Consider the following 20,007-nt stretch of genomic DNA (forward strand, 5'->3'; position numbering starts at 1 on the left):
ATTAAGACATTCAGTTATGAAACAGATACGGTTTAACAATCAATCATGGTGGTGGCTCGTCTAGACGGGCTGTTTGATCGTATCGCGATTACTTTGGCCTGCTAATTTGCGGGCCTTTTTCTTTACTTTGACGGTGGAAAATTGCTCGCATTTGCGGGCTTTTTATTTAACTGAAAAAGGGAGAAAATTTATGAAACGCATGATTAGTTTTACTGTTCTGCTAGCCGCATTTTTGTTGTTTGCCTTCTTTAATACCGGCAAAACAACTCAATCCAGTCAGGCCGACAGTAAGACACAAAAAATTTATAAAATCGGCATTCTGCAATTAATGACGCATCCGGCTTTGGATCAGATTCACGCGGGGGTTTTAGCTGGATTGAAGCAAGAAGGCTTTGTCAGTGGCCGAAATCTGAAAATCGATTATGAAAATGCGCAAGGAGATCAATCTAATTTGCAGACGATGTCGTCGAAATTCGCCAACGAAAAGGATGATATGACCATTGGTATCGCGACACCAGCTGCACAAGCCTTGGCCAAAGCAGCGAATGGTCAAACACCTGTCATTTTAGCTGGTATTACTGATCCGGTCGGCGGTGGCTTGATCAAATCCAATGCCCGACCTGGTGCTAATATTACAGGCACATCTGGTGAATCACCTTTGAAATCTCAGTTGGATTTAATCAAACAGATCCTGCCAAAAGCTAAAACGTTGGGAATTGTTTACACAACTTCTGATCATGGCGGCAGCTATAATGCAAAAAAAATGGCTGCAATTGCTAAAGCGGCGGGCTATCAGGTCAAGTTATATACAATTTCGACAACCAACGACATGCAGACGATCGCCGAAAAAATGGTTTCTCAAGTGCAGGCTGTCTATGCACCACAGGACAATGGTGTTGCGAGTGCAATGAAAACTTTGGTCAATGTTGCTAATCAGTCAAAAGTAGCTGTTTTCCCAGCTGTGGATACAATGGTTCAGGCTGGCGGTCTGGCTACCTTGTCAGTTAATCAATTCACATTAGGTAAAGAATCCGGCATTATTGCTGGCCGTGTTTTAAAAGGCGAGAAAACATCAACTTATCCATTGACCTTCGTGACAAGAGGGCAGATGGCGATCAATACTTCTGAAGCAAAAATACTGGGCATCACATTACCGAATTCAGTGGTCAAACAAGCACAAACGAAAGGAGAAATTTACAAATGAGTATGATCGTATCTAGTATCGGACAAGGATTATTATGGGGTATTTTAGGTATAGCCTTATTTCTTACTTTCCGAATTCTGAATTTTCCTGACATGACAGTCGAAGGATCTTTTCCTTTAGGTGCTGCTAGTGCTGTCACTTTGATCACGCACGGTGTTGATCCGCTGTTAGCTAGTTTGGCAGCCTTTGTTGTTGGGGCACTTGCCGGCGGCATAACCGGTTTATTGTATACGAAAGGAAAAATTCCGATCCTGTTAGCTGGTATTTTGGTCATGACAGCCTGTCTGTCAATTAATTTGCGCATCATGGGTTCTGCGAATGTTTCTTTATTAGGTAAGAAAACAATTTTTTCACCCTTGGCCGGCTTACCGAAATATTTCGATGCGATCTTTATCGGCTTAACCATTATTGTCGTGGTCACCTTGGTCATTATTTATTTTCTGCAAAGCGAGCTGGGCCAAGCTTTCATTGTAACGGGCGATAATCCCACGATGGCACAATCGATCGGTATTCGCACAGATCGTATGACGAATATGGGCTTGATGGTTTCCAACGGTTTAATTGCTTTTGGCGGGGCTGTGATTGCGCAGAATAATGGATATGCAGATATCAATATGGGGATCGGCATTATTGTGATTGCCTTAGCCTCAATTATTATTGGCGAAGTTGTTTTCGGTGAACTAACCATGAACCAACGCTTGCTTGCAATTACTTTGGGATCGATCATTTACCGTTTTGTTCTCTTGATCGTGCTGCAGCTTGGTTTTTCAACAAATGATTTAAATTTGATTTCTGCGATACTGCTGGCTATTTGTCTTATGGCACCGTGGCTGAACAGCTTGCTGCATTTGGATAAGGTGATCAAAAAAGGAGTTACTGTTCATGACTGAAACTATTTTGTCTTTAAAAAATGTTGTTGTTAAAGTGAATCAGAATCAAAGCGACGAAACAGAAATCTTAAAATCCTTAAATCTTGATATTCATGCTGGCGATTTTATTACGCTGTTGGGTTCGAATGGGGCAGGCAAATCAACCATTTTTAATGCAATTGCCGCTACTATCGCGATCGATGCTGGTCAGATTCTGCATAATGGCCGTGACATTACTAAGGATAGCCCGGAAAAACGGACACAATTTCTGAGCCGTGTTTTTCAGGATCCCAAAATGGGGACCAGCCCGCGTATGACCGTCGCCGAAAATCTGCTGCTGGCTGCTAAGCGTGGTGAAAAACGCGGGTTGCGTTCAAGACATTTAAGAGCGCATATGGCAGCCTTTCAAAAAATAACCGCTGGTATGAATAATAATTTAGATCAGCGTCTTAATACGGCCACGGAAAACTTATCCGGCGGTCAAAGACAAGCACTGAGTTTTCTCATGGCAACTTATAAAAAACCTGATATCTTGCTGCTTGATGAACATACTGCAGCGCTGGATCCTAAAACTGGTCAGGCTTTGATGGCAGCCACAGCAGCGCGTGTTGCCGAGGATCATTTAACATGCTTGATGATCACACATCATATGGAAGACGCTTTGAAATATGGCAACCGTTTGATCGTCATCAAGGACGGCCGAGTTGCTCATGATTTCAATCACGAAGAAAAATCCCAGTTGACTAAGGAAAAACTGCTATCGTTTTTCGATCTTACTGAATAGACAAAGTCGCTCGTTAGAAGAGCGACTTTTTGTCTATTTAGATTTGTTTTTATAATTATAAGTATTATATATATTTATTTTACAAATATATGAGACAATGTTTAAATTTAATTAAACAAAAAGGAGATCGAATAATGGCTAAAATTTATAAAAACGTTCTGATTGCGATGGATGGCTCCAAGGAAGCACGAGATGCCTTTCGAAAAACACTTGATTTTTTTCAGAACTTTGGCAATGCAAAACCGCATTTAATTATTACTCATGTTTTAGACACACCACATTATCCAAGCGTCATTTCCGAAGATGCAGAAATGATGAATTCGCCAAGTATGGAAAAGAAAGAAAGTCTATTGAGCCTTAAAAAGGAAGCACAAGCGGCTGGGTTTTTAGATACTGAAACGCTTATCAGGCATGGTTCTCCCAAAGAACTGTTAACAAACGAAATACCAACAAAAGTAGCTGCTGATTTGATCGTGGTTGGCGCGATCGGTCTTGGCAAAATTGAGAATGCATTGCTTGGTTCAGTGACAGAATATGTTGTGAGAGAATCAAAAATCGACGTTTTGGTTATTCGCTGATCAGAGTATGACAAAAAACATTAACTAAGAAAAAGTGACAGTTAATTATGATTCGCGAAAATATTTAAAATATGTTGATGTCTATTTTAGGAAAATTGTGTCCTATAAGCGTATTTTCAGTTAAAAAGAGCCTTTTTGAGGAATATAGTACGCAGTTTTAGAAAAAATTCATTGTTTTTAACGCTTGCTATCTATTTTTTCGATCTGCAAAAAATTATAATCAAAGCTATAAACTAGGGGAGAAAATAATTTCATGAGAAAATATGTGGCAGAGTTTATGGGGACCTTCATGCTGGTCTTTTTGGGAACCGGCGCAGTCGTGATCGCGAAAGGTGATGCCTTGACGATTGGTTTGGCTTTTGGTTTGGCAATTACGGTCTCGGCCTATGCATTTGGCGGCATTTCCGGAGGCCAATTCAATCCGACTGTGACAACAGCTATGTTGATTAACCATCGAATCAAATCACTCGACGCCATTTATTACATTGTGGCTCAGATTTTAGGTGCTGTTGTTGCTTCATTTTTTGTTCGTACTTTTGTCAGCGGTCTGAAATTGTCAGCGACACAATTGGGTCAGACTGATTTTCCAAAGATTTCAACTGGTTTGGCTTTTATCGTTGAAACATTGATCACTTTCTTATTTATTACAATTATTTTAAACGTCACGAGTAAAGAACATGGCAATGGTGATTTTGCCGGCATCGTCATTGGTATCACATTGAGTTTTTTAATTATTTTTGCTTTGAATCTGACCGGCGGTTCTTTGAATCCAGCTCGTTCGATCGGACCAGCTTTATTCGCTGGCGGCAGTGCATTTGCGCACCTTTGGCTTTACATCCTAGCACCAGAAGTTGGCGCGATTTTAGCGGCTTTCTTTTCTAAGTATCTTTTGGGCAGCGAATACTAGATTCATATTTCATAAGCTACTGCTTATGTCAATAAAAAAAGAAGGGATCTCCCTTCTTTTTTATAGTTAGATGTTTTCTGTCAAACGCAGAAATTCGTCGACATCTTTTTTGATCAAGTCAGCACCAGCCTGCCAGAAGTCCGGCTGAGTCAAATCTACACCTAAGTGTTTTTTAGCTAATTCTTCAGAGCTCATATTAGCCGTGTCGCGCAATAAAGCAATGTAAGCAGATTCGAAATCAGTTTGTTTTTGTGCCCAAGCAAAGATACCCAAACTGAATAAATAACCAAAAGTATAAGGGAAATTATAAAAGGGGACATCATCGATATAAAAATGTAGTTTTGAGGTCCAAAAATGCGGATGAACACCATCGTCGGATAAAGCTCCGGCAAAGGCTTCTTTTTGTGCATCGACCATCATTTTATTGAGTTGAGCTGGCATTAAAACGCCCTCTTGTCGTGCCTTATAAAAATTATTTTCGAAGATAAAGCGTACCCGAATATTCATGAACATAGCGGTTGCATTGGCCATTTTAGCATCCAGTAAAGTAATTTTTTCGGCATCAGTTTTAGCCGCTTCTACGTTGGCAGTGTTGATAACTGCTTCGGCAAAAGTGGAGGCTGTTTCAGCAACGTTCATCGCATAATTTTGGCGCCACTGCGGCAAATCGTACAAGACGCGGGAATGGAAGGCATGGCCTAATTCGTGAGCGATCGTGGCCGCATCATTGACTGAGCCTGTAAAGGTTAAAAAGATTCGGTCTTCTTTTAAAGCTGGAATCGATTCGTCCCAACCGCCGGGCTGTTTTCCGGGACGATCTTCTGATTCGATCCATTGATTTTCAAAAGCATGCTTAGCAAAGGCACCCATTTTGGCTGAGTATTTGCTGAAGTTCTTCACGATAAAATTAGCTGTATCATCATAGCTAAGGGTTCTTGGCTCATAACCAGGTACTTGAACGGGTGCCGTTTGATCCTGCCAGGAAATTTGATCCGAGTCCAAACCTAGCAGTTTAGCTTTGCGTGCAAAAAATTTGACCAGCATGCCTTCATTTTTAGCGACCGTGTTCCACATGGCAGTCAAACTTGCTCGCGAGAGACGGTTCAATTCTAACGGTTTTTCTAAATAATCATTGATACCATGGGCTTTATAGTCGGTCAAACGCGCACCGGCCAAATGATTTAAGGTATCAGCTGATAGATTTTCAGCCTTGCCCCACATTGATTCATAATGTTTCATCAAATCAGCCCGCGCATCCTTATCTTTGATGCCATCAAGCAGATTTAAGGCCTGACCAGCAGATACGGTCTGTTTTTGGCCCTTGGCATCAGTGTAGCTGGTTGATAATCCGGCGGAAATGGTGTCGTAATGGGCAGACCAAGCATGCAAAGCATCTACTTGGAATTCGTTTATCAGTTTTTCGGTGTTATCATCCAATAATTTTGCGGCCTGCTGACGTGTTTCGTTCAAAATAAAAGCAATCGGTTGAGCTTTTTCATCTGCCGATAGTGATTGAAAACGTTTATCTGACAAAGCCGCTAAAAACTTGCCCCAGGCCTGTTTTTGTGCCGTATAGTCAATATCAATTTTGGACAAACGGTCGAACTTGGGTCCGGCTTCAGCTTTGCCGTAGTTGACAGAACGCCAAGCATTTAAATAAAAGCCGATCGTTCCTAGTTTGCCTTCCAAGGTCTGCAGGCTATCTGCTGCAGCGAGAATTTTGCTATTTTCATCTTGTTCTGTCAGTGACGCGATCGTCTCGGCTAGTTTTTGATTGTCATCAGCAGCAGTTTTGAAAGCTGCGTTTAATTCCGGAGAATCGATCCCCGGAAAAACCACATCAATGTTCCAGTTCTGTGAGTATGTCATTTTCTCTCCTTAAGATATATGTTTTTATTATAGTCTGACCTTTTCATGATTGTGGATCTGTTCCTCGTAATCATTTTCCAAAAAACTGATGGATTTTTAAGACTGTTGTAAGATAAAAGAAATCGTGACTCGTTTATTAGAACAATTGGATAAATGGCAAGCAAAAATGCAGCGAACCTTATTTTTTTCAAGTCTATATGAAACCCTAAGAAAATTCCTGCCGATTATTATTATTAGTGTTTTTTTTCAGCTTTTTATAGATGTTTTTCTGACATCAAATAGTTTTTTTGCGCTTGTTTTTCACTGGAAACTATTTCGGATATGGCCGCCGGTCAACCATCTTGCGAATATGGCCTCTTTGTTTTTGAAGCATCTGATCTTGCCTTTGTTTGCTTATTTTTTTGCTAGTCAATTAGAAAACAGACGCGGTGTCCATGATTCTTTGCTGCCACTCGTTAATTTTATCGTGATCTGGCTTTTATTTAGCGATAATTTATTTGTCCGCTACTCGGGCCAAAATATTCTGTTAGTTAGTCTGATCGTTTTTTCGCTAACGAGGATATTGAACAAGATAACTGCCTTACATCAGCATACATTGGCGAAGTACTTATATTCATTATTATTTTTGCTAGTCGTGACCGCCGTTATTTTTGCGCTGATATCGGTCGAACATTTGCCTAGTAATTTTATTGTGAGTTCTAGCCAGTGGCTTAACGACACATTCATCAACCAGTGGTCTGGCCATTTTATAGGTGTTTTTTGCTTAACGATTCTGGCTAGTATCCTTCTCTGGCTAGGATTGCCTGTACCGGCAGCCTTGTTGAAACCGAACTTTTCCTTGCTGTCGACGGCTCATAATTTAAATGCCTCTTTGGATAAGAGCGTTTTTAACATTCCTAATTTATTGAGTTTGCATACCCTTTATGATTCGTTTGCAATTTTTGGTGGTGTATCAATGGGTTTGGCTTTGGTCATTGCTTTACTGATCAGATCCCATGGACCGATCAAGCGCTTGACTAAAATAGCTTTAATTCCGAGTTTGCTGGATAATAACCAGATTCTTAATTTTGCTTTGCCCCTCTTTTTTAATCCCTTGTTTTTGCTGCCGGCGATCTTATCACCGATATTTGGTATTACTTTAACCGCGATTGCTCTGAAACTGCATTGGCTGGCACCGTCGGTCTATGAATTACCGCGTTATACACCAAATATATTGACAGCTTTTTTGTCCAGCAACGGTGATTGGCGCACGATCGTATTGGTTTTAGTTATTTTGACGATCGGTGTACTGACTTATTTGCCTTTTGTCGATCATTGGCTGAAAGGAGCGGGCAGTGAAATTATGTAGAAATGCAGCTGGTCTGGCTCTGCTTTTCCTCTTACTGGTTCTTTCTTTGATTCAAGGCCAAAAATGGGTCAAAACAAGTGTGGACAAACAAATAACGATCTATAACTCGCGTTTGGATCCAACGATTATGGTACCTGGTTCGTCTGCGACAAATACGCGTTTTGATGCAATGATCGGCATTTTGAATCAGCAAGGAGATGCACATTCACTTTTAAGAGTACAAGTTAACGAAGATAATTCGATCACTTACTCTGGTCGATTAGCAGCTAACGATAATCAGCCCTATATCGTGATCGCTTTTCAAAATAATAGTGATGGTTATAGCAATATCAAGCGGCAGGCGAAATGGTTGGATATTGCATTGAAAGCGCTCGAAAAGCGATACCAGTTCAACCATTTTAATGCCTTGGGACATTCCAATGGTGGTCTTGACTGGACGATTTATTTGGAAAAATATTTCAATCAAAAGAAAAGCAATATTGGTACTTTGCTGACCATTGGATCACCTTACAATTTTGCAGAAACAAGCACTAGCAATCGCACACAAATGCTTGCTGACTTGATTAAAAATCGCCAGCAGCTGCCAAGCAATCTGACGGTTTATTCTGTAGCTGGTACCGAAACTTATAATGACGATGGGATCGTGCCAATTGAAAGTGTTATTGCTGGCAAATATGTTTTTCAAAAAATCGTCAGATCTTACACGCAGATCATTGTTTCTGGGGATGATTCCGACCATTCGGATCTGCCGACTAATTCGCAGATCATTAGTTTAATTCGCCGTAATATCCTGCGCCAGCAGACTACTCGCAAAGCAGGGTATCAAGGGCCTCATAATTAATAGGACTGAACTATCTTTTTGTAACTGATTTGCAATAAAGATGTAACTAATGTAACATGATTAAATACTTGGGAATGGGAGAGATATGCAGATTTTTGTAAGGGCAATTCATAGTTCGATCGTTAAATTTGTTGCGAGGACTTTATTTTATTTTGTGATCTTAGTCATGCTGCTCTATTTGTATGGATATTCCGGTATCAACGATGGTGGGTTTATCTATAACGAATTTTAAGTAGGAGGAATATGATTAAAAATCTTTTAGCAACAATCAATCAAAATACAATCAATGATCCGCAGGCAGTTGTTTACGATAATTTAGGGAAACAAAATACGTATGCTGATTTAAAAGCGAATTCCGATGCTTTGGCTGCCTATATTGATGGACTTAAAATTGCTGATAAGACACCAATTATGGTCTATACGGGGCAGGAATTCGACACGATCGTGTCTTTTCTAGCTGCTGTTAAGTCTGGTCATGCTTATATTCCTGTTGATGTGAACTCGTCCGATGAACGTTTAACAGATATTTTAAAAATAGCCGACCCAGCCGCAGTGATCGCTGTTGACCAGCTGCCGATTAAAATAGCTGATCGACCTGTTATCAGCGCCACTGATTTGCAGACTATTTTCCAAGACCCTCAGCCTTATGAACGGACGCATGCTGTTTCTGGTGATGATATTTTTTATATTATTTTCACTTCTGGCACGACTGGTCTGCCTAAAGGTGTTCAAATCAGCAGTAATAATTTATTGAGTTTTGTTAATTGGATGTTGGACGCACAATTTGATTTACCTCAAAAATCCGTCACATTAGCGCAAGCACCTTTTTCTTTTGATCTATCAGTCATGGATTGGGCACCGACCTTGGCTGTTGGCGGCCAATTAAAGGCGGTCTCAAAAGAATTGGCAGACAATTTCAAACAGTTATTTGAAACCTTGCCGAAACTCGGATTACAGCTTTTCGTCTCGACACCATCGTTTGCTGATCTATGTTTGATCAATCCGGCATTTAACCAAGAAAATCTGCCGCAGTTATCGCGTTTTCTATTCTGTGGTGAAGAATTAACCAAGAAAACCGCGACGATCCTGCGAGCAAGATTCCCTGAGGCCAAAATATTTAATACCTATGGGCCCACGGAAACGACTGTGGCGGTTTCGGCAATTGAAATGACAGATCATGTTTTGGAAAGTTGCGATCGTTTACCAATTGGATATGCTAAAGCTGACACAGAGATCATGATCTTCAATGAGCAGAATCAGCAGTTAGCTGCCAATCAGATGGGTGAGATCATTATTGCTGGTGCAAGTGTTTCAAAAGGCTATTTAAATAATCCGGCCAAGACTGAAGCTGCTTTTTTCACTTATCAAGGTCGGCAGGCTTATCATACTGGTGATCTGGGATCGCTGGATGAAAAAGGATTGCTACATTATGGCGGCCGCAAGGATTTCCAAATCAAGCTGCATGGTTACCGAATTGAGTTAGAGGAAGTCAGCCATGGTTTGATGCAAAGCCAGTTAGTGAAACAAGCTGTAGCAGTACCACGTTACGATGAAAATCATAAAGTTGCGCAATTACTAGCTTGGGTCGTGGCTCAGCCGAATGATTTTGTGAGGACTAATGATTTGACAAAGGCTTTAAAAGCGGATTTAAAGGATGTTATGATGCCTTATATGGTTCCGAGCCGCTTCGTCTATAAAGAAAGCCTGCCAATTTCTGCTAATGGCAAGATTGATTTAAAAAAAGTGATCGCTGAGGTTAACAATGGCTAATTTTTTTGGAGCTACGATTCCAAATTTACAGCCGTATTCTGATCCAACTTACTTTGTTTATCTACTGCTTGCATTGATTCCCTTAGTTATTGGTCTTTTTTATGGCAAACGTTTTAAAATTTATGAAACTATTTTTTCAGCTGTTTTTATTGTGCTGATGTTTACTGATGATAAATTGTCTCAAGGGATCGCTTTGGTCGGCTATATTATTTGGCAATTGATCATTGTTTATAGTTACGATAAGTATCGAAGCCACGCTAATCAAAGTTGGGTCTTTTACTTAACGACATTTGTTGCCATCTTACCGATCATGGTTGTAAAAATAACGCCAGCAGTCGATCATGGCGCACAATCCATTATTGGCTTTCTCGGTGTTTCCTACCTGACCTTCAAATCTGTCGGCATGATCATGGAAATGCGCGATGGTGTGCAAAAAGATTTTCATGCTTGGCACTTTATACGGTTCATGTTATTTATGCCAACCATCTCATCGGGGCCAATCGACCGTTATCGTCGTTTTGAGAAGGATTATGAACAAGTACCAGAACGCAGCCAGTATATTAATATGCTTGGCAAAGCGGTTTACTACTTGTTCTTGGGATTTCTTTATAAATTCATTTTGGCTTATATTTTCGGTAGTCTGATGCTGCCGGCAGCTGAAAAAATGGCAATCGCAGCTGGTAAAGGTCTGTCTTGGCCCTTGGTATCAGTTATGTATGTTTACGGTTTTGATCTTTTCTTTGATTTTGCAGGCTATTCTTTGTTTGCAGTCGCAATTTCTTATTTAATGGGAATTGAGACACCGATGAACTTCAATCAACCGTTCAGATCGAAGAATTTAAAAGAATTCTGGAATCGTTGGCATATCAGTCTTAGCTTTTGGTTTCGAGACTTTGTCTTCATGCGTATGGTGTTTACAATGAAAAAAAGGCGCTTGTTTAAGAAATCAACCACTTATTCGAGCGTGGCTTACGTTCTCAACATGCTGCTGATGGGCTTTTGGCATGGGCTTACTTGGTACTATATTGCTTATGGCCTGCTGCATGGCCTGGGACTTATGATCAATGATTGGTGGCTTAGATATAAGCGCAAGCATTTGAAGTGGCTCAAATCAAATTGGCTGACGCAAGGGATCGCGATCATTTTCACCTTTCATGTGGTTATGGCCAGTTTCCTGCTCTTTTCAGGATTTTTGAACGTGTTATGGTTTACGAGAAAATAAGGAGAATTTATAATGGAAAAAGATATCTTAGCAATTTTAGAAAATATTTCAGGGGAGGATTTATCAGACCAGCTTGATGATAATTTTTTTGATGCTGGTTTAATTGATTCTATGGCAACTGTTGACCTGATTTTAGCTTTACAGGAAAAATTTGGCATTAATATTCCTGTTTCCGAATTCGATCGGACACAATGGGACACACCTAATAAGGTCATCACGAGAGTTAAGGAGTTAGCAAACAACTAATGAAAGGGAAATTATGGCAGATTTTTGGACCCGTCATTATTGCGGCTGCGACGCTGCTGTTTTTGCTATTTGCACCTTTTAATTATTCGCATTTTTCAGCAAAAGATGAAGAACGGGCAGCGGTTGCACTAAATTCGGTTGCCTTTAAGAATCAGCAATTAAAAAAACAAGCCTTGCTTGATCCGAAAACACGATACATTCCTTTCTTCGGCTCGTCGGAATGGGCTAGGATGGATCCATTTCATCCCAGCGTCCTGGCGGTGAAATATCAGCGCAATTATCGGCCATTTCTGATGGGCCGACGCGGCACGCAATCATTGACGCAATATTTCGCTATGCAATCAATTCTTCCTGAATTAAAAAATAAAGAAGCTGTCTTTGTGATTTCACCTCAGTGGTTTGATAAGTGTGGTGCTCAGCCGGATGAGTTCAATTATTATTTTTCTAATCTACAGGGGACGGAGTGGCTCGATTCGGCTAAAGATACTGAGGTAGATCGTTATGCGGCGCGTCGTTTCCTACAACTGCAAACACCTGGCAAAAAGAATGATTTAGCTAAAATGTACTTGAGAATTGCTGCTGGAGAGCCATTGACCGGTTGGCAGCGTTGGCAGATCAATCGGCAAAAACAATTGTTGGAACATGAGGATCAGCTTTTTAGTCGTTTACAAATAAACGATAATTTTGATCGGCGTATTTTGCCCGCAAGCAGGCAGCTGCCGAAAAACTTTAATTACAAAGAGCTTGATCGACTTGCCGATACAATTGCAGCTGAAGGTACAAACAATAATGCGTTTGGTATTTTGAATCGTTTTTATGACAAACGCATTAAGCCAGTTGGCCTTCATCGCTTAAAGGGTATCCAAAGGTATATGTCTTATGCACGGTCCCCTGAGTATGGTGATTTGCAATTAGTGTTAAATCAATTTGCCAAAGAACATGTCAATGTCATGTTTGTGATTCCGCCTGTTAATCATAAATGGGCAAAATATACGGGCTTGAATGAGAGTAATTATCAAGAGGCCGTTAGGAAAATAAAATTCCAATTGCATGCACAATCTTTCGACCATATTGCAGACTTTTCAAAAGATGGTTGCCGGCCCTACTTTATGCAAGATACGATTCATCTTGGTTGGCGCGGTTGGTTGGCTTTCGATAAAAAAGTAAGTCCTTTTTTAAGTCATCCAACAAAAGCAGCAAAGTATCGAATCAACAATCGATTCTTGTCGCATGAATGGCAACAGTTAAAACCAACTGAACGCAACTTAAAGCAGTTTAATTGATCGATTGTTAAAAAATCCCCACCATTATGGTAGGGATTTTTTTAAAATCATTTATTGAATTGCAATATGATGATTTTGGCTTTCATCGGATTTTGGTAGCGACAAAGTCAGCATGCCGTTTTCATATTTAGCACTGATCTTTTTTTCATCAACACCAGGCAGGTAATAACTACGAGAATAGTGGCCATAACGACGTTCACTGCGAACGATCTTATTTTTCTTGTCCTTTTCTTCGCTGCTGTTATCCAAAATACCGGAAACTGTCAAATTATCGTTTGAATAATCGATCTTAATATTTTTCTTGTCCAGACCAGGCAATTCAATTTTTATACCGTATTCCTGATCGTCTTCAGAAACATCAGTCCGCATAATCGAGTGATCGTCTTTGCTTGTATTCCAAAAGTTATCGCGCGGTCCAAAGAAATTATTCATCAAATTGCCCATCATATCAGGCACATCCACGAATCCTTCATTCTTGTCCATTAAATCATTTGCCATATCAAATACCTCCTAATTTATTAAGTGATATCACATACCGCTTACAAGGATCATAATAGTCAGTATTGGTCAGAAAGTCAATAAAGGTCAAACCTTTTTTGAATATATTAGTTTAATTTGATGACTAGTCTTTGCTGACAACCATTAAGCGATTCAGAGCTTTGGATAAAGTACTTGCAAGCTGCTGAGCTGGTTCGGGATTCTTCTTATTTAGCCAGCTGCTTAAAATATTCCAGAAACCGCCAGTCGAAAAACTCATAATATATTCGATTTCTATCTGAGTTCCTTGTATATGCCAAGGTGCTTGGAACAAATCATATATTTTCACTGACTGGGGCGTCCATGCTTCTAATAAGGAACTGAATAAATTATTTTTAATTAATAAACGCAGCGTGCGGCGTTCCTGCCACCAAAACTCAAAGAAAGTTAGCAGTAGGTCGTCGAAGGAATTACTTGCTTTTTCTGATTCTTTCAAGCTATCTAAGTATTCTGCAATTTTTCCATGACAATAATAATCTAATAAGTCTTCTTTGTTTTTAAAGGAACGATAGAAAGTTCGTCTGGCCAACTGAGCTCGCGCAGCAATTTCAGAAATGCTAATTTCCTGATAGCTTTTTTCCTCTAATAAGGCCACGAAGGCTTCCCAAAACCAGCGCCGTGATTGTTCGGCTAAACGTTGTTTACCATTCATTTTGTTATTCTCCGATCTGTCACAAAATCCCACCATTTGTAGCACTTTCAAAAAGTGTATCGATTTTACTCTTACTACCCCTATAATTTAAACGTGGCATATGTCACAATTGTAATCTTTGTTCACACTAGTGACAAGAAGGAGGATGAATGAATCAAACGAAGAAGATATTAGGTTTTACCGGTCTTGTGATCGCAATGTTTATGGGAGTGCTTGATGGTACTGTTGTAAACATTGCCTTACCAGACATTATGAATCATTTTAAAGCGAGCTTGGCTGATACAAGCTGGGTCTCAACGATCTATGTTTTAGCCCTCGCGATCTTTACAATTATCGCGGCTAAGATCGCCGATCAATACGGTCGAAAAAAAATCATGTTGATCGGATTAATTATTTTTGGTAGTTTTTCTGCCGCAAGTATGTTTGCACAAAATTTATTTATATTAAGTATTTTTCGTTTTATCCAAGGCATTGGCGGTGCGATGATAACGCCCGTTGTGATTCCGATGGGAATCGAGGTTTTCGGCAAGACTAAACTTTCTTTGATCACAAGTATCATTGCCGCGGTCAGCGCTTTATCTGCAGCTGGAGGTCCGCCTTTGGGTGGCATTATTTTGCAATATAGCAGTTGGCGTTGGATTTTTGGTATCAACGTACCCATGGCACTGATTGCTTTTTTCTTAGTACTGATTTTTCTGCACGAATCATATGATGAGACCAGTAGCAAAAAAATTGATTTTATCGGGACGATCACGCTGACTTTGGCACTATTCGGTATTACTTTCGGCCTGCTAAAAGGTCAGGACTATGGTTGGAATTCGCTAGCAATTATGAGCAGTTTAATACTGGGTCTGATCATGATCGTTTTATTTATTTTGGTTGAAAAACACTCGGCCTTTCCGATGCTGGAATTGGATTTGTTTAAAATTAGACCTTTTACGGCGTCTAGCCTTGTGTTCTTTATTATTTCCGTTGCACTGATCTGTCCGTCATTGATTTTTAATTATTTTTTGCAGAATGTTTTAAATTATTCAGCTTTGAGTGCTGCTTTGGTAATTATACCGGTTTCTTTGACGACGGCAGTTGCGATGCCTTTGGGAAGTCGTTTGACTGCTAAAATCGGAGCCTCAGCTGTCAATTTTGCCGGTATGCTAATTCTTGGCCTGAGTCTGTCTGCGCTATCTTTGATCCAGACCGATACACCGAAAAGCGTCATGATCGTTTTCTTGATTTTAAATGGTTTTGGCTTTGGTTTTGCGACTCAATCGATGGTTTCAGCAATCAAGCCACTACCAGTCTATAAAAGCGGTGTTGGTTCCGGAATCGTGAATACGGCGCGTCAATTAGGTATGTGTTTGGGCATTGCCGTTCTTGTGTCGCTATTAGATGCACATATTGATTTAGCCAAACAGCAAATTCGAACTGATTCAATTAGTGTGATCAACACGAAAATATTATCAAAACATGTGAAAACAGTTGCCAAACATGAAATTCGTCAAGTATTCAAAAAATCTTCTAAATCGACAACGACTAGTAGTAAAAATGCTGTTAAGCAAATGGCGGCCAAGATCAAGCAGGCTGCTCAAGATGAAAAGAATTTGCCTAAGCCACGGAAGAACAGTAATTTACGAAAATTGTATGATGCCAGCCAGAAGTTGAATTTAGGATCGCAAAAGCTTGTGACTGCATCAACCAGCCTAGCTCAGGGGACGGCTAAATTGGGCCAGGCAAATAGTTCGTTGCTAATTATTGGCCAAACCAGTCAGCACATTGCTATCGGTAATGGCAAAATCGCACAGGGTCAATCGCGGTTAACACGTGCAATTGCCTTAGTGGCGCAAGCAAGTGAATTAAAGTCGGGTTTGAGGCAAGTAAAATCAATCAAAAACGACAAAATTACGACAGCCTTCCACAAAACTTATTTGTTTTCTGCTGCCTTAGTCCTGCTTTGTTCACCAATCGCTTGGTGGTCGGGTGCGGTTGTTTTAGCTCAAGACAAAGTTGTTTCACAATAATGCACCAGATAAGTCAATTTGTTAATAATAATGAAAAAACACCAATTGGTGTTTTTTTAATCAAATATGACTATTTTGTGGCACTTAGTGTTTGTATTGATAGATGATCTCTTGAGTCACAGTTTGATCAGCTGGTATCGTAATGTCACCGAAATTTTGATGGTGAATGGCATCTGGCAAGGTCTGGCATTCAATGGCCAGTGCATTAAAATCATGCTGTTGCTCACGTACCGGATCTAATGGGTTGGTCGTGAAAACGACGACTGCATTCCGTTTAGAATAAATTCTCACTTGACGTTTTCCGGCAGTATCGCCGATCTCAGCTACTGGCTCTTCATCAGCTGCATTGACAAGGAAGGCATCATCTAACTCAATTGTGTTTGTGTCTTCCTGCAATTTATTCAATACATGTTGTACATTCTGTGGTTTTTGAAAATCATAATTTGTGTCTTGGACTGTTATAAAACGGCCAGTGGGCAATTTATCACTTGCCAGTTCGAGCCTCTTGCTGCTATTAATTTTCAACCATTGCGTTTTTAGATCATGCTGTGTATCGGTAACATTGAAATAAGTATGGATGGTTGGATTAAACAGCGTCGCTTGGTCGCTTTCCCCGGTAAAACGCACATGGACGTTATCATTTTCGTCTAATGTATAAGTAATCGTGACTTTCAAGTTTCCAGGATACTGATCGTCACTGCTTTTGATTTGATGTGTGAAAACCACGCTGGCTTGTTCAGCACTTTCTTCGGTGTGGGCATCCCAATTAATAAATGAAAAGCCATGGCTGCCACCGTGAAGGGCATTGCCACCTTCGTTGTTTTCAATTTTGTAGTTTTTACCATCTAACTTAAATTCAGCTTTGGCGATTCGGCCAGCAACACGGCCAACCGCTTTGCACAAATAATATGTCGTGTTAACGTAGTCAGCCAGATTATCAAATCCGACGATCAGCTGCTGTCGTTTATCGGCCTCCACAGCAGAAAATTCTTGCCAAGTTGCGCCTAATGTTATGAGCGATATACGCGTTCCTCGTTTGTTGGTCAGACGATACTTATCGATCTGTCGGCCATTTGTTTCGCCAAAATTTGTTTTTTCAATTTTCAAAATACTGCCTCGATTCTTTCAATTATGCAAAACTCTTGGACAGAAAAATAATCTTTAAAAGGATGAGATCATGGTGATTTTCTTTGTCAATCAATGAGTTGTTTAACAAAACGATCGAAAGCAGCCTGACCCTGATGGTCCCATTTAAATACGCCAGCATCTTCCAATACTCTTGAGAATACCAAACCAGTTTCTTTATTTACGATGGATTGAACATTTTCAGTTGTGAATTGATATTGCTGCTTTAATTTATCAGCCCAAGTTCGATGATATTCAGCCATTTCATTAGGTCGGTCTAACAAGTATTTAGCCACTTCTTGTAGTTCGTTTTTCAAACGAGCTGGTAAAATCGCGCGACCCATGACTTCGATCAGACCGATGTTTTCCTTTTTGATGTGTTGTACATCTTGATGCGGATGGAAAATACCGTTTGGATATTCAGCCGAAGTTTGATTATCACGCAAGACAATATCGCATACAAATTGGCCGTTGTCATGATCAAAATAGGCGATCGGCGTCACAGTGTGATGACGAAGCGTGCCTGTATAGGCTCTCACATTAACTTGATCATCAGAGTAATTCATCCAGTTTTTATGAATTAAATTAGCGGCATTAATTAATTGTTCGCGATTTTGACTGATCAAGCGAATTGTTGACATGGGCCATTTGACGATGCCAGCACTGACACCATCGATATTCAGATCAACCGGTCGATCAATTTTAGCTTTCATCATTGGAAAGAAATGACGCCCGCCTTGATAATGATCATGACCTAACATTGATCCACCGACAATTGGCAGATCAGCATTACTGCCAACGAAGTAGTCTGGAAAAGTCTGGACGATTTCTAACAGATTGCTAAAGGTATGCTGATCAATTTTCATGGGCCGATGCTGTTTGGACAAAAAAATAGCATGTTCCGGAAAATAAGCATAGGGAGAATACTGAAATCCCCAGACTTCACCGCCGAGGCTCAAGCGGATGACACGATGGTTGCTGCGAGCTGGATAGCCTAAACGACCAAGATAACCCTCGTTTTCTAGGCATAACTGGCACTGCGGGTAGCTATGATCGTGTTGTTTAGCTGCTGCAGCGATCGCTTTAGGATTTTTTTCAGGCTTGGAGAGATTAATGGTAATTTCAAGTTCACCATAAGGGCTCTGAACTGGAAAAGAAATATTTTTCTTAATGGCTTGCGTTTTAATGTAATTGTTGTTTTGACTGATTTGATAGAAATAGTCGGTTGCAGTTTTAGGACTTTTTTCGTAAAGATTCCAAAACTTCTGGTTGATCGCAGCGGGCAAAGGTGTCACCAAATCCATTAGCTGAGCTTCTAAAATGTCGCGATCAGACTGATTGTCATCTATTTTGCCCCTCTTGATCGCAGTATTAATAAGGGCTGCGGCTAAACTGAGCAGCTGATCATCTTGAGCAGCCAAGGTTTCGCCATCTCCAATTAGCCCGTGGATCTTGTTTTCAAGATAGACACTATCAAGCTCTTCATAAACCGTATTTGATTGAATGATGGCATTAACAAATTTGTCCAAAGTAGACATGATTAAACTCCTATTAGTTGAATTTGACTTCTTTAGGTCCATCTGAGATTTTTGCAATATAAAAATCAGCTGCATAACCAATTTCTTTTTTGTAGGCATCCCCGACTTTTGTTTTGAAATCTTCAACATAGTCTTTGTTGACAATTGCAATCGCACAACCGCCGAAACCTGCCCCGATCATTCGAGCACCCAGTACACCAGGCTGTTTCCAAGCAGACTCTACTAATGTATCCAGTTCTTTTCCAGTGACAGCGTAGTCGTAATGCAGAGAAACATGTGAAGCATTAACTAATTGGCCAAAAGTTGTCAGATCATTTTTCTTTAGTGCTGCAAAAGCCCGCAAAGTTCTTTGATTTTCAAAAACAGCATGCCGCGCTCTTTTGATCAAAGTATCGTCATTGATCAAATAAGCTGCTTGGTCGAATTGATCAATTGATAACTCGCCTAACGATTTGATAGTGAGTTTTGTTTGTAATCGTTTTAATGCCTGCTCGCATTCAGATCGCCGTTCGTTATACTTAGAATCCTGCAGTTCACGTCGCTTGTTTGTACTCATAATAACGATGATATTTTCATTAAGCTCAATCGGCGCATACTCATACTTCATCGTGTTCGTGTCTAATAGAATAGCTTGATCAGCTTTACCCATGCCAACGGCAAATTGGTCCATGATACCGGAATTAACACCAATATAATTATTTTCTACTTCTTGTCCGATTTTAACGAGATCTAGCTGTGCGATATCGAGCGAGAAGATATTTTTTAAAAGTGTGCCCATAAGAAGCTCGATCGAAGCGGATGAAGAGAGGCCCGCGCCATCTGGCAAATTGCCATTCAAGAATAAATCAAAACCGTGGTCGAATTGGTAACCGCGCGACACGAGATTAGCTAACACGCCGCGCAAATAGTTGGTCCAGCCGTCTTCTTTATGATATTCGAGATCGTCAAGTTGAAAACTCACCATTCCTTGATCGGGGATATTGGCAGAATACAAGCAGATTGTCTGATCGTCGCGCTTACCGTAAACACCATAAGTGCCAAGACTGATCGCACACGGAAAAACATTGCCGCCATTGTAATCTGTATGTTCACCGATCAAGTTAATGCGTCCTGGTGAAAAGAAAATTTTTTCAGCGTTTGTTTTAAATTGATTTTTAAACTCATTTAGTAACGTATTTGTATCCAAGATAATGCTCCTTTTTTGGCCTGTCAGCCTATT

Annotated in this window: 19 protein-coding genes; 13 read left to right on the forward strand and 6 right to left on the reverse strand. The window is 40.3% G+C overall.

The window, feature by feature from the left end; all coding sequences use genetic code 11:
* Positions 1-190 precede the first annotated feature (190 nt).
* From trpX to DLJ48_RS04445, 5 genes are all read left to right on the forward strand, one after another.
* Positions 191-1,204, forward strand: a complete 1,014-nt coding sequence (gene trpX, locus DLJ48_RS04425) for a tryptophan ABC transporter substrate-binding protein (protein WP_274596999.1) — start codon at positions 191-193, stop codon at positions 1,202-1,204.
* Positions 1,201-2,094: an ABC transporter permease gene (locus DLJ48_RS04430; protein ID WP_128686296.1), complete on the forward strand. Its 894-nt coding sequence runs from the start codon at positions 1,201-1,203 to the stop codon at positions 2,092-2,094. Before trpX ends, DLJ48_RS04430 begins: the two co-directional genes overlap by 4 nt.
* Positions 2,087-2,857: an ABC transporter ATP-binding protein gene (locus tag DLJ48_RS04435; protein ID WP_128686298.1), complete on the forward strand. Its 771-nt coding sequence runs from the start codon at positions 2,087-2,089 to the stop codon at positions 2,855-2,857. The genes DLJ48_RS04430 and DLJ48_RS04435 overlap by 8 nt, the downstream gene beginning before the upstream one ends.
* A gap of 134 nt (positions 2,858-2,991) precedes the next feature.
* Complete coding sequence (locus DLJ48_RS04440; RefSeq protein ID WP_161566107.1) at positions 2,992-3,435, forward strand: universal stress protein; 444 nt, start codon at positions 2,992-2,994, stop codon at positions 3,433-3,435.
* Between the two features lie 253 nt (positions 3,436-3,688).
* Entirely contained in the window at positions 3,689-4,342 is a 654-nt protein-coding gene (locus DLJ48_RS04445) for an MIP/aquaporin family protein (RefSeq protein WP_128686302.1), read from the forward strand.
* Positions 4,343-4,408: 66 nt separating this feature from the next.
* On the opposite strand, the gene DLJ48_RS04450 is transcribed toward DLJ48_RS04445, so the two are convergent.
* Positions 4,409-6,211 (reverse strand): M3 family oligoendopeptidase, encoded by a 1,803-nt coding sequence (locus tag DLJ48_RS04450; RefSeq protein WP_128686304.1) that lies wholly within the window; start codon positions 6,209-6,211, stop codon positions 4,409-4,411.
* A 124-nt stretch (positions 6,212-6,335) separates the two neighbouring features.
* Here DLJ48_RS04450 and DLJ48_RS04455 point away from each other — a divergent pair, with 124 nt between their 5' ends.
* The 7 genes from DLJ48_RS04455 (at position 6,336) to dltD (ending at position 12,921) form a co-directional block, all read left to right on the forward strand.
* Positions 6,336-7,559 (forward strand): PTS sugar transporter subunit IIC, encoded by a 1,224-nt coding sequence (locus DLJ48_RS04455; RefSeq protein WP_243148510.1) that lies wholly within the window; start codon positions 6,336-6,338, stop codon positions 7,557-7,559.
* Complete coding sequence (locus DLJ48_RS04460; protein ID WP_128686306.1) at positions 7,546-8,400, forward strand: alpha/beta hydrolase; 855 nt, start codon at positions 7,546-7,548, stop codon at positions 8,398-8,400. Before DLJ48_RS04455 ends, DLJ48_RS04460 begins: the two co-directional genes overlap by 14 nt.
* Positions 8,401-8,485: 85 nt before the next feature.
* Positions 8,486-8,632, forward strand: a complete 147-nt coding sequence (locus tag DLJ48_RS04465) for a teichoic acid D-Ala incorporation-associated protein DltX (protein ID WP_128686307.1) — start codon at positions 8,486-8,488, stop codon at positions 8,630-8,632.
* Positions 8,633-8,643: 11 nt separating this feature from the next.
* A complete protein-coding gene (dltA, locus tag DLJ48_RS04470; RefSeq protein ID WP_128686308.1) occupies positions 8,644-10,170 on the forward strand; it encodes a D-alanine--poly(phosphoribitol) ligase subunit DltA in 1,527 nt (508 codons plus the stop codon).
* Positions 10,163-11,392, forward strand: a complete 1,230-nt coding sequence (gene dltB, locus DLJ48_RS04475) for a D-alanyl-lipoteichoic acid biosynthesis protein DltB (protein WP_128686309.1) — start codon at positions 10,163-10,165, stop codon at positions 11,390-11,392. Before dltA ends, dltB begins: the two co-directional genes overlap by 8 nt.
* 12 nt (positions 11,393-11,404) lie before the next feature.
* Positions 11,405-11,638 (forward strand): D-alanine--poly(phosphoribitol) ligase subunit DltC, encoded by a 234-nt coding sequence (gene dltC / locus DLJ48_RS04480; RefSeq protein WP_128686310.1) that lies wholly within the window; start codon positions 11,405-11,407, stop codon positions 11,636-11,638.
* Positions 11,638-12,921 carry a D-alanyl-lipoteichoic acid biosynthesis protein DltD gene (dltD, locus tag DLJ48_RS04485; protein ID WP_128686311.1) on the forward strand — a complete coding sequence of 428 codons (1,284 nt, stop codon included), beginning with the start codon at positions 11,638-11,640 and terminating at the stop codon, positions 12,919-12,921. Before dltC ends, dltD begins: the two co-directional genes overlap by 1 nt.
* A gap of 51 nt (positions 12,922-12,972) precedes the next feature.
* On the opposite strand, the gene DLJ48_RS04490 is transcribed toward dltD, so the two are convergent.
* Positions 12,973-13,419, reverse strand: a complete 447-nt coding sequence (locus DLJ48_RS04490; RefSeq protein ID WP_128686312.1) for an Hsp20/alpha crystallin family protein — start codon at positions 13,417-13,419, stop codon at positions 12,973-12,975.
* A 124-nt stretch (positions 13,420-13,543) separates the two neighbouring features.
* Positions 13,544-14,110, reverse strand: a complete 567-nt coding sequence (locus DLJ48_RS04495; RefSeq protein WP_161566108.1) for a TetR/AcrR family transcriptional regulator — start codon at positions 14,108-14,110, stop codon at positions 13,544-13,546.
* A gap of 149 nt (positions 14,111-14,259) precedes the next feature.
* On the opposite strand from DLJ48_RS04495, the gene DLJ48_RS04500 reads away from it, so the two are divergent.
* Positions 14,260-16,125: an MFS transporter gene (locus DLJ48_RS04500; RefSeq protein WP_128686314.1), complete on the forward strand. Its 1,866-nt coding sequence runs from the start codon at positions 14,260-14,262 to the stop codon at positions 16,123-16,125.
* 84 nt (positions 16,126-16,209) lie between these two features.
* On the opposite strand, the gene DLJ48_RS04505 is transcribed toward DLJ48_RS04500, so the two are convergent.
* The 3 genes from DLJ48_RS04505 to DLJ48_RS04515 form a co-directional block, all read right to left on the reverse strand.
* Positions 16,210-17,232, reverse strand: coding sequence for an aldose epimerase family protein (locus DLJ48_RS04505; protein WP_128686315.1), 1,023 nt, complete (start codon positions 17,230-17,232; stop codon positions 16,210-16,212).
* Positions 17,233-17,318: 86 nt separating this feature from the next.
* Entirely contained in the window at positions 17,319-18,788 is a 1,470-nt protein-coding gene (locus DLJ48_RS04510; protein WP_128686316.1) for a UDP-glucose--hexose-1-phosphate uridylyltransferase, read from the reverse strand.
* A 13-nt stretch (positions 18,789-18,801) separates the two neighbouring features.
* Positions 18,802-19,974, reverse strand: a complete 1,173-nt coding sequence (locus DLJ48_RS04515; RefSeq protein ID WP_128686317.1) for a galactokinase — start codon at positions 19,972-19,974, stop codon at positions 18,802-18,804.
* Between the last annotated feature and the right edge of the window lie 33 nt (positions 19,975-20,007).

It is taken from the genome of Oenococcus sicerae (assembly GCF_004102045.2).
GTDB lineage: Bacteria > Bacillota > Bacilli > Lactobacillales > Lactobacillaceae > Oenococcus > Oenococcus sicerae.

Coding starts and splice junctions, on each gene's coding strand:
- dltD (WP_128686311.1), top strand. CDS start 11,638: ATGAAAGGGAAATTATGGCAGATTTTTGGACCCGTCATTATTGCGGCT.
- dltB (WP_128686309.1), top strand. CDS start 10,163: ATGGCTAATTTTTTTGGAGCTACGATTCCAAATTTACAGCCGTATTCT.
- dltA (WP_128686308.1), top strand. CDS start 8,644: ATGATTAAAAATCTTTTAGCAACAATCAATCAAAATACAATCAATGAT.
- DLJ48_RS04490 (WP_128686312.1), bottom strand. CDS start 13,419: ATGGCAAATGATTTAATGGACAAGAATGAAGGATTCGTGGATGTGCCT.
- DLJ48_RS04510 (WP_128686316.1), bottom strand. CDS start 18,788: ATGTCTACTTTGGACAAATTTGTTAATGCCATCATTCAATCAAATACG.
- DLJ48_RS04440 (WP_161566107.1), top strand. CDS start 2,992: ATGGCTAAAATTTATAAAAACGTTCTGATTGCGATGGATGGCTCCAAG.
- DLJ48_RS04465 (WP_128686307.1), top strand. CDS start 8,486: ATGCAGATTTTTGTAAGGGCAATTCATAGTTCGATCGTTAAATTTGTT.
- DLJ48_RS04430 (WP_128686296.1), top strand. CDS start 1,201: ATGAGTATGATCGTATCTAGTATCGGACAAGGATTATTATGGGGTATT.
- DLJ48_RS04500 (WP_128686314.1), top strand. CDS start 14,260: ATGAATCAAACGAAGAAGATATTAGGTTTTACCGGTCTTGTGATCGCA.
- DLJ48_RS04445 (WP_128686302.1), top strand. CDS start 3,689: ATGAGAAAATATGTGGCAGAGTTTATGGGGACCTTCATGCTGGTCTTT.
- DLJ48_RS04435 (WP_128686298.1), top strand. CDS start 2,087: ATGACTGAAACTATTTTGTCTTTAAAAAATGTTGTTGTTAAAGTGAAT.
- DLJ48_RS04450 (WP_128686304.1), bottom strand. CDS start 6,211: ATGACATACTCACAGAACTGGAACATTGATGTGGTTTTTCCGGGGATC.
- trpX (WP_274596999.1), top strand. CDS start 191: ATGAAACGCATGATTAGTTTTACTGTTCTGCTAGCCGCATTTTTGTTG.
- dltC (WP_128686310.1), top strand. CDS start 11,405: ATGGAAAAAGATATCTTAGCAATTTTAGAAAATATTTCAGGGGAGGAT.
- DLJ48_RS04495 (WP_161566108.1), bottom strand. CDS start 14,110: ATGAATGGTAAACAACGTTTAGCCGAACAATCACGGCGCTGGTTTTGG.